The 14,313-nt window shown below is 32.6% G+C and carries 13 protein-coding genes; all 13 read left to right on the plus strand.

All coding sequences use genetic code 11. The annotated features are described in order from the left end of the window. Window positions 1–8 precede the first annotated feature (8 nt). The 13 genes from ED556_RS09850 (at window position 9) to ED556_RS09910 (ending at window position 14,281) form a co-directional block, all read left to right on the plus strand. Window positions 9–1,283 carry an adenylosuccinate synthase gene (locus ED556_RS09850; protein WP_296322927.1) on the plus strand — a complete coding sequence of 425 codons (1,275 nt, stop codon included), beginning with the start codon at window positions 9–11 and terminating at the stop codon, window positions 1,281–1,283. Between the two features lie 84 nt (window positions 1,284–1,367). Next, complete coding sequence (locus tag ED556_RS09855; RefSeq protein ID WP_296322930.1) at window positions 1,368–2,498, plus strand: helix-turn-helix domain-containing protein; 1,131 nt, start codon at window positions 1,368–1,370, stop codon at window positions 2,496–2,498. 71 nt (window positions 2,499–2,569) lie between these two features. Continuing rightward, window positions 2,570–4,168, plus strand: coding sequence for a hypothetical protein (locus tag ED556_RS09860; RefSeq protein ID WP_296322933.1), 1,599 nt, complete (start codon window positions 2,570–2,572; stop codon window positions 4,166–4,168). 11 nt (window positions 4,169–4,179) lie between these two features. After that, window positions 4,180–4,617, plus strand: a complete 438-nt coding sequence (locus ED556_RS09865) for a hypothetical protein (protein WP_296322936.1) — start codon at window positions 4,180–4,182, stop codon at window positions 4,615–4,617. Between the two features lie 25 nt (window positions 4,618–4,642). Next, complete coding sequence (locus ED556_RS09870) at window positions 4,643–5,161, plus strand: hypothetical protein (protein WP_296322939.1); 519 nt, start codon at window positions 4,643–4,645, stop codon at window positions 5,159–5,161. A 234-nt stretch (window positions 5,162–5,395) separates the two neighbouring features. Beyond that, complete coding sequence (locus tag ED556_RS09875; protein ID WP_296322942.1) at window positions 5,396–6,415, plus strand: hypothetical protein; 1,020 nt, start codon at window positions 5,396–5,398, stop codon at window positions 6,413–6,415. Window positions 6,416–6,419: 4 nt separating this feature from the next. Then, window positions 6,420–6,899, plus strand: coding sequence for a hypothetical protein (locus ED556_RS09880; protein ID WP_296322944.1), 480 nt, complete (start codon window positions 6,420–6,422; stop codon window positions 6,897–6,899). Window positions 6,900–6,971: 72 nt separating this feature from the next. Further along, on the plus strand, window positions 6,972–8,741 hold the full coding sequence (locus ED556_RS09885) for an OstA-like protein (protein WP_296322946.1): 1,770 nt from the start codon (window positions 6,972–6,974) through the stop codon (window positions 8,739–8,741). Between the two features lies 1 nt (window position 8,742). Then, window positions 8,743–9,921 (plus strand): aspartate aminotransferase family protein, encoded by a 1,179-nt coding sequence (locus tag ED556_RS09890; protein WP_296322951.1) that lies wholly within the window; start codon window positions 8,743–8,745, stop codon window positions 9,919–9,921. A 99-nt stretch (window positions 9,922–10,020) separates the two neighbouring features. Further along, window positions 10,021–11,427 (plus strand): tetratricopeptide repeat protein, encoded by a 1,407-nt coding sequence (locus tag ED556_RS09895; protein ID WP_296322953.1) that lies wholly within the window; start codon window positions 10,021–10,023, stop codon window positions 11,425–11,427. 132 nt (window positions 11,428–11,559) lie between these two features. Next, window positions 11,560–12,531, plus strand: a complete 972-nt coding sequence (locus ED556_RS09900) for a DUF368 domain-containing protein (RefSeq protein ID WP_296322956.1) — start codon at window positions 11,560–11,562, stop codon at window positions 12,529–12,531. A 3-nt stretch (window positions 12,532–12,534) separates the two neighbouring features. Beyond that, the gene (locus ED556_RS09905) at window positions 12,535–13,554 is read left to right on the plus strand and encodes a DUF368 domain-containing protein (RefSeq protein WP_296322957.1); all 1,020 of its coding nucleotides are present in this window, start codon (window positions 12,535–12,537) and stop codon (window positions 13,552–13,554) included. After that, the gene (locus ED556_RS09910) at window positions 13,523–14,281 is read left to right on the plus strand and encodes a shikimate dehydrogenase (protein ID WP_296322960.1); all 759 of its coding nucleotides are present in this window, start codon (window positions 13,523–13,525) and stop codon (window positions 14,279–14,281) included. Before ED556_RS09905 ends, ED556_RS09910 begins: the two co-directional genes overlap by 32 nt. The last annotated feature ends 32 nt before the right edge of the window (window positions 14,282–14,313 follow it).

A 14,313-nucleotide genomic window follows, 5' to 3' on the forward strand; every position in this document is an offset into this window, starting at 1 on the left:
TCTTTATAATGGCAGTAGATTTACTACTAGGTTTACAATGGGGTGATGAAGGCAAAGGAAAAATTGTCGATGTATTAACCTCAAAATACGATATTATTGCACGTTTTCAAGGCGGTCCAAATGCTGGACATACATTAGTATTTAATGGCAGAAAACATGTGCTTCATACAATTCCATCTGGTATTTTTCATGATGACACAATTAATCTTGTTGGTAATGGTGTCGTAATTGACCCCGTAATTTTTAAAAAGGAATTAGATAAGCTTGATGAGCAAGATGTAGATTACAAAAAATCATTGCTTATCTCTAGAAAAGCACACATCATATTACCTACGCATCGTTTACTAGATGCTGCAAGTGAAACTGCAAAAGGGAAAGCAAAAATTGGTTCAACGCTAAAAGGAATTGGCCCAACGTACATGGATAAAACAGGCCGTAATGGTATCCGTGTTGGTGATATTGAGTTAGCCGATTGGAAAACTAAATATAGAGCATTAGCCAACAAGCATCAAGCGATGATTGATTTCTATAATGTAGATATTCAATACGATTTAGAGGAATTAGAAGCAGAATTTTTTGAGGCTATTGAAACTTTAAAATCACTTCAGTTTATTGACTCTGAAGAATATGTACATCAAGCACAAAAAGCAGGTAAGTCTATTTTAGCAGAAGGTGCTCAAGGATCTTTACTAGATATAGATTTTGGCACGTATCCTTACGTAACCTCATCTAATACAACAGCAGCAGGTGCGTGTACTGGATTAGGTGTTGCACCAAATAGTATTGGTAAAGTGTATGGTATTTTTAAAGCCTATACAACCCGTGTTGGTTCTGGACCATTCCCAACAGAATTATTTGATGCAGATGGCGAAACTATGGGACGTGTTGGTCATGAGTTTGGCGCCACTACTGGTCGTCCACGACGTTGCGGATGGTTAGATTTAGTAGCATTGCGCTATGCATGTCAAGTTAATGGTGTTACAGAACTGATTATGATGAAAGGCGATGTACTTTCCGGATTTAAAACCCTTAAAGTATGTACATCTTACAAATATAAAGGTGAAGACATATCACATTTACCATACAATATTGAAGAACAAAATGTAACACCTGTTTATACTGAATTAAAAGGTTGGGACGCAGATTTAACTGGCATGACTGAGGCGTCTCAATTACCAGCAGCGCTTAATGATTACGTTACATTTTTAGAGGATCAGCTAAACATACCTATCACTGTGGTATCTGTTGGCCCTGATAGAAAACAGACTATAGTGAGATCATAGTTTGTAGAATTTTTTATACAAAAATGTAAAAAAATTATCTTTTTTAAGATGTAAGTTTTACCTTACTTCCATTAAATATATGTGATGGAAGCCCTGAATCTCAATATTTTTAATACCCTCATATTAGTTGGTGTAATTCACGGGATTATTTTTGGTGTAGTAATTCTAGTTAATGAAAAATTTAAAAGCAGAACAAATTTCTATCTCGCTTTAACCGTATTTTCATTAACACTAAGTAATCTTCAATACTGGTTGAAGGATGTATATATTTATTTACATTCCGATATAGTACCTTTTTTTCCTTTTGAATTTTTAATGCTACCCTTTTTCTATTTTTTTGTTAAGAGTTATCTTAACAAGACTACCAATAGATTTGAAATAATAGCATTACTCTCGTTTTTCCCTTTATTTATAATTTACCAATACATTTTTAATGAAAACATCTTTAGTACTAAAACGATAGCGTCAACTAATTTAATAGTAGAGTATTTATCAATTATCTACTCAATTTTCTCAATTATAATGACCTACAAAATCATATTAACTTACGAGAAAACGAACACTGAAGACATACCCATAGCAACAAAATGGTTAAAACAACTTTTAATTGCGGGCTTGTTTTTATGTTTAATATGGTTTTTATCTTTTAACTTAATTGATGCCTTATTCTCCAGTGGTTATTACAGGTTCTATCCTTTATGGATTGGTATTTCAATATTAATCTATTGGATTGGCTACACTTCAATTTTACAAAAGGACATTTTAAGTCAGAGACAGCTAATACGATTAAAAAACAATGGCAGTAATATTCAAGATAAGTTTAACTCTAACAACACTAATGCTATTCATCAAAAAAGTAAAGCATTAAAAAAACCTGAATCTTTTTTAAAATTTGAGAATGTTATTATTAATAAGCAACTCTATTTAAATCCTGACTTAAAATTGATAGATATTGCTGATATATTAAATATAAGTCGTGGCTATCTCTCACAGTTAATTAGTAAAGAATCTGACTTAAATTTCAATGACTATATTAATAGTCTTAGGGTAAATGCCGCTAAAGATATGCTATCAAATAAAGATTATGACAATTATACTATAGTAGCCATTGGCTTAGAGTCTGGCTTTAAATCTAAATCAAGTTTTTTTACTGCTTTCAAAAAATTTACGGGTACTTCTCCAAGTAATTTTAAAAAAGAAGTCCGAAATATGTAAGTATCTACATTTTTAAAACTCGTAAAATAATTTTACAGATTACTCTTACAGGAAATTTAAAATCTGTAAAAATGAAGCACAGCACATTAATTACTCCATTAATACTATGTCTTTTATTTGCTTATAGCTGCCAAGAAGAAGATAACATAAATAGTTTGCAGCAAACCAAAGAGCATTTTAACACACCTAGTATTGAGGATGCAAAAGCCTTCTTTAATACCACTAACAGGCTATCCAATCAACGTACAACAGTAGCATCTGTAACTGATTGGGAAAACTCTAAATCCAAACATTACAAAAAAACTGATGAAATTGATGTAGATATTTTATACACACCAATTTATCTAGACACCCAATTTAATGCCAAAGCTTTTATTGCATCGACAGAAAACGATGGTGTTGTTGATGCAAGAAAACTATATGTTTTATACAAAACAGAAGATATCAGTAATGGTTTATCTGCTTATATAGTTGTATTTAAATTAGATGGAACGTTTGATAAAGCCTATAATTATGAGAATGGGATTGAAGTACCTTTTCCGTTATCCAATAACACTAGTGCTAGAACAGGAAATGTAGATTGTGATGATACTAATGTAAGTAACATGACTGATGAAGAGTATGAGGAATTTTTAGCTAATTGCTATTCACCTCTACCTGCAGTGACAGTAACTACTACAATTGATACTGGTGATTCTCCTGGTGGTGGTGCACCGTTCAATCCTTTTGACAATTCTAACGGCTGGGTAGATATCATTAATATTCCTGCCATAGATGAAGGACCAATTACAGGACCTGGAGCACCACCAAATAATAACCCTCAAGTATTTGTACCAAATACTGTTACTGCCAATGCAATATCTATTAAACTAGCTTTGGAGGTAGATTTTACTTCTCCAGTAGCCCAATGGTTAGAACAGCAAGAAATCGCTAATAACTATGAAGTATTAGAAGCCATTGCTGCATATTTAAATGCACATCGAGAACGCCCAATTGATCCCGCTTTTGATAATTTTGGTGAACATCAATTCCCGACTATTAATACTGATGCGATAAATAATGTAGTAGGTTTTATTGATGGATCTATTAGTGAGGAATTTAATTTTATATTTGACGAACCTGATGACCCAATTTCAGATATGGTGAACTTTCTAGAATGCTTTGATACTAGTCAACCTGCTACGGTTACAATATATGCTAATGAGCCAAATCCTGGTAGTGGTGACTCTCACGACAGTGGTTTTGTTGGTCATTCGTTTGTTTCAATATCTCAAGGAGACAGCACTAGTACTTTTGGTTTTTATCCAGTTGAAGATGATATATATCCCATTTTTAATGAACAAAGTGATGCAATAATGGACAATGATGGCAATGAACAGTATAGTGCCAATATATCAGTAACTGTAACACCTAGTCAACTACAGGCAATATTGAACGCAGCAATAAACTTTAATCCAACATATCATTTAGACAATTATAATTGTACTGACTTTGCAATAGACATAGGTAACTTATCTGGTTTATCATTACCTGATTGTTATGGTTCTTGGCCAGGTGGTGGTGGCTCAAACCCGGGAGATCTAGGATTAGAAATTAGAAATTTGAACATAATTAATGGAAACCCAACTACCGCTGGACTTGCACCAGTTTCAGAAAAAGGATGCTTATAAAAATAAATAATATGAAAAATAAAATATTTCTTTTGATTGTAGTTCTGGTTAATCTCAATTGTACTGATGAGAAAAAAAATGATTTTAAACTCCTAGATGATTTTATAAAAAAGATTGTTTTAACCGAAAGTCATTCAACAATTGACTTAGAAAAATATTTTGATATAAGTAACACTAAATCCATTGAAATTTTAGAGTACCAAATAGATTTTTTAAAGTCAGAAATCACCAAGTATAATAATTATAAAATAATTAAACATAGTGATTTAGAAAGTAAAAGATTCGAATCAAATTTAGAGTATAAAGATTTAGGAAATGTATACTATCTAGTCTGTAATGGGAAAAATATAGCTCCGCTTATTTTAAAAAACGAAAAATTAATTTCCATATCCTATGCGTTATATAAAAATGAAAGTAAAAAAGGAAAGCATCCAATTTTATTAAAGTAGAGCATAATTATAAATCTTATTTTTTATGAATGACACAAGATTGGAGAAAATCTTAGGAAAAGACATCTCCGATATAAAAGCTCAATTCAATTTTGAATTGAAAGAGAATAATTTCAGTAAGAATGATTTCGCGTTGGTATTTCATAGTAATGAAAGCTATATAAATGAGCCTTTTTATAATATGTTTTATAATCATATTTCTATAATTACTAATAAAAAAGATAAAGTGCAATCGATAACTATTCATTTTCGTGAAATTATAGATTATTCATTTTTCAACTCATTTATAGAAAATTACGGAGAACCCAATAGTATCCAAGTCATTGAAAATAGAAAACGTATTAGTAAAACTACCATTAAGGATGAATTTGGTAGAGCTAGTCAAACATTAACAAAAAATATTTTCGATTTAAGAGAAGGCACTTTTGAGGAAAAACCTCTTCATATTATTTGGCAAAAAAGTAATTTTCAGATTAAGGTTTTTTTAAGACATGAACAAAATATAAGCGAAATAACGTTTAGTAATACTCTAAATGAAAATTAAAACATGGAAAATACATTAGTCGAACCAAATATAGGTCTAATTATATGGCAAATATTAATTATAATTTTAACGGTTTTTATTACCATTATTACATTTAGGCTATATAAAAAAGTTACAAAATATCTTGATTTAAAGATTGAGTATTTAACTACTAAAATTAAATCAGAACAATAATCATTGTTTACTTAAACACTTGATATCAATATTTATAATACTCGCAATTATTGTACAGGCATGGGAATACTTAGGGGTAACTTAGCAGGTTTAGATTTGCCAGATTGCTATGGTTCATGGCATGGTGGTGGCTCATCTCCGTCAGTTTTAGGTGAATATATAAGAGATTTAGCAGTAAGTAATGAGTACGACACTTCTACTGAAACAACAAATGCACCGTTCAATCCTTTTGACAATTCTAACGGCTGGGTAGATATCATTAATATTCCTGCCATAGATGAAGGACCAATTACAGGACCTGGAGCACCACCAAATAATAACCCTCAAGTATTTGTACCAAATACTGTTACTGCCAATGCAATATCTATTAAACTAGCTTTGGAGGTAGATTTTACTTCTCCAGTAGCCCTGTGGTTAGAACAGCAAGAAATAGCTAATAACTATGAAGTATTAGATGCCATTGCTGCATATTTAAATGCACATCGAGAACGCCCAATTGATCCCGCTTTTGATAATTTTGGTGAACATCAATTCCCGACTATTAATACTGATGCGATAAATAATGTAGTAGATTCTATTTATTTTCAAATTAATAATCCAAATGTGTCTTTATTAATAGACCCTATTATTAACCCTAATGATGTCCCGCAAGAATTACATTTTGATACAATAGAAGAATTACAAGTTTTTGTAGATAGTCTGAATTCAACTAATATGGTATCAGAAACTACAATTGACCCAACCAACCCTAATAAAGTTATCACGCGTTGTACTTTCCCAGACTGGACCTTTGATTTTAATGTTTATGTGGAGCAAACTTTAGGGGACGATTATAGTGTTGACGATATTACTTCTAATATTACTGGATTTACTATGTTTGTAGCTTATGAGCAACTTAACTGGACTACTACAACAGTAAACTCTCAGGCTAATGTTTCCAATGTAGATGTAAATTCTTATGCTGAAGTTACCTTAGTCGTTCAAGGAATCGGAAAAGTTGCTTCATTTGGTATTAATTTTAATATATGGTTAAATATGAACGACGGTTCCCAAAATACGGGAAGCATGACAATAGATTAAGGCTATGAGAATATTATATTTTACATTTTTTTTTCTAGTAATTATTACTATTATATTTGGTTGTTGTGACAAGATAGTTTCTCAGAACACTACAAATTACAGTCAATTAAGGAAAGAGTTTGGTATTAATAATAAAGACTTCAAAAAAATAAAAGGGAATAACGCTGTAATTAAAGAATTGAAATTATCATTACAGGATTCCTTAACAAAAGTGAAAGCATCTGCTATTTTAAAATCCTTTTTCCTGGGAGAGTTCTCGGAAGACAAATTATTACCTCATTTAGGATTTAATAGGGTTTTTAAGGGTAAAAATTATAGAAACATTGACCTTAAGGATATTGACTCAAGTAAAGCTATATTTATTAATGACATAGAAGAGCTAGAGGAATTTAGGAAGAAGTTTAAAGCTAAACCTAAAGTTAAAGTCAATACAACTACAAAAGTAGATTCTGCAAAAACTAAAAATAAAGTACCTAAAAAATAATGCCTCATCAGAGGCATTATTTTTACAATCAAATTCGTTTTATGTCGTTACATTTGTAGCAAATTAAGATTAGTGCGGTTTTTATATATCATATTATGTTTCTCTATAGCGTTTAGCAACGCTCTATTCTCTCAACAAAAAGAGAAGCTTCAAATTATTTATACAGGTAAAATCAAGGCCAGTAATGTTGAAGGCGAATCCACATTTATTTTTTTAAGAGATAATCAGCAACAAGTGCACTTTGTTCATAAAGGGGTTGATCTTTATTGCGACAAAGCTGTGTATTACAAGAGTCAAGATTTTATTGAAGCCTTTAGTAATGTACGTATGGTGCAAGGCGATACCGTTACTATGACTTCAAAATATGTTGAGTATAGTGGTAAAACAGAGCTTGCTTTTGCTCGTGGTGATGTCGTTTTAAAAGAACCACAATCGACCTTAACTACCGAGAAACTGCATTTTGATCGTGTAAAGCAACAAGCCTATTATAACACTAGTGGAAAGGTAGTTAGAGATTCTTCAGGGACCATTACAAGTAAAATTGGTCGCTATTATATGCGACCTAAAAAATATCAGTTTACGGATAGCGTCGTTCTTGTTAATCCTGAATATACATTAAAGACAAATCGCCTAGATTTTTTTAACGACTCTGGTCATGCCTATATTTTTGGTCCATCAACGATTACAGGAGAAACCAATGATATTTATTGTGAACGGGGTTTTTACGATACACAAGAAGACTTTGGTTATTTTCAACGTAATGCCAAAATCAACTATGATGATCGTGAAGTTAAAGGCGATAGCATGTACTTTGACCGTAATCTCAATTTTGCATCAGCCACAAATAATATTAAAATTACAGATACGATAAACAATAGTATTGTTAAAGGCCATTATGCCGAAGTCTGGAAAGATAAGGACTCGGTTTTTATCACCAAAAAAGCATTGGCAATTACTGTGCAAGAAAAAGATTCTATTTATATGCATAGTGACACCTTAATGCTCACTGGACCTGAAGAACATCGTATTACTAGAGCCTTCTATAATGTAAAGTTGTACAAAAGTGATTTGGCTGGCAAGGCAGATTCAGTGCACGTAGACCATAAAACAGGTTTAACACAGATGATAAATCTTGCTAGATTTAGCTCAAGTGATCCTTTTGCCACACGCCGAAAACCTGTACTTTGGAACATTGGCAATCAAATGTCTGGTGACACCATACATCTCATATCGGATGTAAAAACCGAAAAATTAGATTCGCTTAAAGTATTTAATAATGCCTTTCTTGTTAGTAAGGATACATTGAGTGATGATGGTTACAATCAAACCAAAGGAAAAGTACTTATCGGTTTGTTTAGAGATAATGAATTGTATAACGTTGATATCATTAAAAATGCGGAAGTCATCTACTATTCCAGAAATGACGGCGGCGAACTCTTTGGGATTAATAAATCTAAATCGGGAAGTATTAATATTAAAATATCGGATAATGAGGTTGAAGAAATTCGCTTAATTAATAAGGTCGATGGTGATTTGAGTCCAGAATCTTTATTCCCCAAAAATGCGAATAGACTTAGAGGTTTTGATTGGCGCGGTGATGAACGGCCAACATCTGTCGAAGACTTATTTAAGGACGACCCACCATTAAACCTTCCAATAATAAAAGGGCTTGATGATTACGTTCCTCCGGAAGATTTCTTTGATGATGATGTTAGAGAACGTGTTGAAGCTGCTAAACCAGATGATCCTGCTATAAAAAATAAAGCGGCAAGGAATATTCCTAACCCTTCGACAAGCTCAGGGCAAGAAAAAAAGGACGGTAAGAAAAAAGCTGGTAATTGATATGAAGGAAGATTTCTTTACATATCAGGCACAAACCACACCGCATCCTTTAGCACTAGAAGTTAGTCATGCCAAAGGAAGTTATGTCTACGATACTTCTGGTAAAGCACATCTCGATTTTGTTGCTGGTGTATCTGCAACGCCATTGGGACATTGCCATCCAAAAGTAGTGTCCGCAATAAAAACACAATTAGATAAGTATTTGCATGTTATGGTTTATGGTGAGTATGCTCAAGAACCAGCAGTAGAACTCACAAAACTATTAGCAAAGCATTTACCAGATAATTTAAACACAACATACTTAGTTAATTCTGGTACCGAAGCTATTGAAGGCAGCATTAAATTGGCTCGCAGATATACAGGCCGCAGCGAAATTATCGCCGCCAAAAATGCGTATCATGGAAACACGATTGGTGCATTAAGTTTAATGGACTATCAAGAGCGAAAACGCCCATTCTTACCACTTTTACCAGATATTAAACACATAAAGTTTAATTGTGATAATTGCCTTTCGAAAATAACAAGCAAAACTGCAGCAGTTATTTTAGAAACTATTCAAGGTGGTGCAGGTTTTATTGTACCTACTAATAATTATTTGCATAAGATTCAACAGCGATGTCATGAAGTGGGCGCATTGTTAATATTAGATGAAATTCAACCAGGTTTTGGACGTACAGGAAAACTATTTGGTTTTGAAAACTACAATTGTGTTCCAGATATTTTGGTTACCGGTAAAGGCTTAGGTGGTGGTATGCCAATTGGCGCATTTACAGCTTCAAAAGAAATAATGTCAACACTAAGTGATAATCCTAAGTTAGGACATATAACAACCTTTGGCGGTCATCCTGTAATTGCAGCTGGCGCATTAGCAACATTAAAAGAAATTACCGAATCTAATGTAATGGCTGAGGCACTTCAAAAAGAACAACTTATACGTCAAGAACTTCAGCACCCAAAAATAAAATCTATTAGAGGTTGTGGTTTAATGTTAGCAGCAATAACTGAATCTGCTGAAATCACTAGTGAAGTCGTTCTCAAAGCTAAAGACCAAGGATTGATTTTGTTTTGGTTACTCTTTGAACCTAAGGCAATAAGGATAACACCACCACTAACAATATCAAACGAAGAGATTATAAAAGGCTGTAAGATTATTAAAGCTATTCTCGACAAATTACCCTAAAACACGCTGTTAATTATTTTGTTAAAAAGATTGAAAGTCAAAAATTAAAACTTCAATCATTAATTCTAACTTTATTTCAAGCTAATATTAAATCTGCCTATGGAGTATAGTCAAAACGAAGGTTTTAACAACTTGTCCCTAACAAAATTTGAATCCATGTTAAAAACAAACGACGTTTTGTTCTTCGATTCAAACGAATTTGAAAATATCATTCACCACTACTTAGAAAATGGTAAAATAGCATTAGCTAAAAAAGCCATAAAATTAGGACTGCAACAGCATCCAACCTCAATTAACCTTCGTCTCTTTAAAATTGAAATCTTAGTTATAGAGAACAAATTTGAAGACGCAGACATACTACTAGAAGAACTCCATTACTTAGAGCCAAATAACGAAGAAATCTACATTCAAAAAGCAAATGTATTCTCAAAGCAAGATATGCATGAGAAAGCGATAAACGCGCTTTTGATTGCTTTAGATATGTCTTCATCGCCAGAAGACGAAAATGACTTGTATGGCCTAATAGGAATGGAGTATTTATTCTTAAACCAATTCGAAAATGCACTGTTATATTTTAAAAAATGTGTTGAAGTAGACATTGCAGATTATTCCGCATTACATAATGTAATATACTGTTATGATTTCCTAGATAAAAATGCTGAAGCTATAGATTTCTTAAATGCATATTTAGATTTGAATCCCTATTGCGAAGTCGCTTGGCACCAATTAGGGCGTCAATATTTTGCGATAAAAGATTATAACAAGGCCAACACTGCATTCGATTTTGCAATCATATCTGATGATACTTTTGTAGGTGCATATCTAGAAAAAGGCAAAGTGCTTGAAAAGCAAAAAAAGTTTACTGAAGCTATTGAGAATTACAAAATTACATTAGCCTTAGAAGACCCAACGTCCTTTGCATTATTGCGTATTGGGTATTGCTATGAAAAATTGAACAATGATGATATGGCTGTTCAGTTTTTTAATCGTACCGTCGAAGAAGACCCACTTTTAGATAAAGGTTGGATAGCTATCACAAAGTTTTATAATAAAAATCAAAACTATCAGAAAGCACTTCATTATATAAAAAAGGCCATCAATATAGACAGTGAAAATGTGCTCTACTGGAGTCTTTATGCAAAGATAAATCATCGCTTAAATTTCTTGGAAGAGGCAGAAGAAGGTTATAAACGTACATTAGAACTTGGTAATTACGAAATAGATACTTGGCTCAATAGGGCTGACATTTTAATCACATTAGGTGAATATGAAGCCGCAATTTATAATCTTTTACAAGCCATTGAGTTCTATCCTGAAAATGCTGAAATAGAATACCGTCTGGGTGGTTTGTATTTTAAAATATCTGAAGTGAGTAAAGGACGTTATCATCTTAAAAATGCATTGCGACTAGATAGTGATTATGATTTTATTATTGAGGAGCTATTTCCAAATCTTATGAAAAGACCAATCGTAAAAGAGATCATTTCATCTTCTAAAAAATCTTAAGCTAATTTCACTTAGACGCAAATAAGATAATACGCACATTACTATACTCTAAAATTTGAGTTAAACTCACACCGTTTCAATCTCGTTTATCGTGTAAAAAGCATACCTTAGCGTTTCATAGAGAAACCTAATATGCAGCGTAGTTTTTTCAGCTATTTAACAGTAACATTAAAAGGTATAGCCATGGGCGCAGCGGATGTTGTACCTGGTGTTTCAGGTGGTACAATTGCTTTTATTTCTGGTATATACGAGGAACTGATAGAAAGTATTGATAATCTCAATCTTGGGGTTTTCAAAGTTTGGAAAACTTCAGGTTTTAAAACAGCATGGAACAGCATTAATGGTAATTTTTTATTAGCATTATTTTTAGGAATTGCGACTAGTATTTTCTCTCTTGCAAGAGTAATTAAATGGCTATTGCATAACGAACCCGTTTTACTATGGTCATTCTTTTTTGGACTAGTATTAGCAAGTATTATATACATTGCCAAGCAAATAAAAGAATGGTCTGCTGTAGTTATATTGGCCATAATTATTACATCTGCTCTATCCTATTATATTACACTAGCTGAACCATTTGCATCACCTGAAAGTCCGTTTTATCTTTTATTCTGCGGATTCATAGCTATTATTGCTATGATATTACCTGGCGTTTCTGGAGCGTTTATATTATTGATACTCGGCGCATATCAAATTGCAATCGATACCATTAATAATCTTAGAGAAGGTCTATTTACAGGAAATTGGGACATGCTTAAAGATGCCCTTATTAATTTTATACTATTAGCCCTTGGTGCAATTGTTGGTATTAAAGTGTTTAGTAAAATCCTTAATTGGATGTTTAAGCATAAAAAAAATATAACGCTAGCAATTTTAACCGGATTTATGATTGGCTCATTAAATAAAATATGGCCATGGAAAAAAGTATTATCCACTAGACTAAACTCTGAAGGCGTAGAAGTACCTCTTCTAGAAAAAAGTATCCTTCCTAATAATTATCAAGGCGATAATCAGTTGGTAATTGCAATTGTATTTGTAGTTATTGGTTTTGTTACGATTCTTGTTTTAGAACGTTTTGGAAATCAAAAAACAATTAACGACTAATACATGGAAAGTACACGCTCATTAAAAGACAAAATTTTCCTTGTGATTAAAGGGCTCGCAATGGGAGCAGCTAATAAAGTTCCTGGCGTATCTGGTGGTGTTGTTGCATTTGTTGCTGGTTTTTATGAAGAGTTTATCTATTCACTACAGCGCGTTAATAAGACTGCTTTTAGACTACTTTTTGGTGGAAGATTCCGTAGTTTTTACAGGTACATTAATGGCAAGTTTTTGTTCTTATTATTTCTAGGAATGATCATTAGCTATTTCAGTATATCTAAACTATTAGATTACCTTATAGTGCATTACCAACTCTATGTTTGGAGCACGTTCTTTGGAATGATAATCGGTTCAATCTATTACATCAACAAAGATTTTAAAGACTGGAATACGAAGACTATAGCTGCATTAATCATTGGAGCTGCAATAGGCATAAGTATTAGTTTTCTTGATCCTGCTATGGAAAACGATAACCTCGTCTTCGTTTTTTTCTGCGGCATAATAAGTGTTTCTGGGATGACACTTCCTGGGTTTTCAGGTTCGTTTATACTCATTTTACTTGGTAATTATGTCTTACTTCTTGTAGATTCTGTAAACGCACTTTATGATACTTTCGCGGATATTTTTTCTGGAAATTTTGAATTTATTAAAGACCAGGCTCGCATGCGTATGCTTAAGGTACTATCGGTGTTTACCTTAGGTTCTGTAACAGGTTTAGTCACCCTATCACATCTACTAAATTACATATTAAAGCATTATAAAAGTATTACACTTGCAACGATTATCGGATTTATTATTGGGTCGCTTGGTGTTGTTTGGCCTTGGAAACAAACGGTTTATAAAATTGATGAAACAGGTACAGCTATTATGGATTCTAGTGGTGCTCCAGTCATTGAAAACTACAAACGCTTTATTCCTGAATTAACAACTGAAACTGGTATTGCAATCGCCTATATAATTTTAGGTATTTTTATAGTATTAGCATTAGAATGGTATGGCAAACGAACAAGACGAACCAACATATAAATTTGGTTTAGTTGGTAAAAACATCGATTATTCCTTTTCAAGAGGATATTTTTCAGATAAATTTAAAACTGAGAATTTACCTCATACTTATGTAAATTTTGATTTAAGTGACATCTCTGATTTCCAATCGATTTTTAATACTGAAGATGATGTTAAAGGATTAAATGTAACTATTCCGTATAAAGAATCCGTTATCCCATTTCTGAATAAGCTGAATAAAAAAGCTAAAAAAATTGGTGCGGTAAATACTATAAGAGTAACAAAAAAAGGAAATCTCATAGGCTACAATACGGATTGTTATGGCTTTGAAAAATCACTTCAACCCTATTTAAAAAAACATCATAAAAAAGCACTTATCTTAGGAACTGGTGGCGCATCTAAAGCAGTTGCTTATGCATTAAAGCGCCTTAAAATTAAGTACTATTTCGTTTCTCGTGCGCTGAAAGAAAATGTTTCATATACTTATGAGGATTTAACTCATGAGTTAATTAAATCGCACCAAATTATCATTAATTGCTCTCCTGTAGGTACACATCCTAACATTAATGAATGTCCAGATATTCCTTATGATGGTGTTACCAATGAACATATTCTGTATGACCTTATCTATAACCCGGAGCAAACCAAATTTTTAAAACTCGGTGAAACTCAAGGCGCTAAAACGATAAATGGGATACGCATGTTAGAATTACAAGCAGATAAAGCTTGGGATATTTGGAATCGTTAAAAATACATCCAAACACGAACTAGTTTCAGCTT

Source organism: Winogradskyella sp., from assembly GCF_003712105.1.
Classification (GTDB): domain Bacteria; phylum Bacteroidota; class Bacteroidia; order Flavobacteriales; family Flavobacteriaceae; genus Winogradskyella.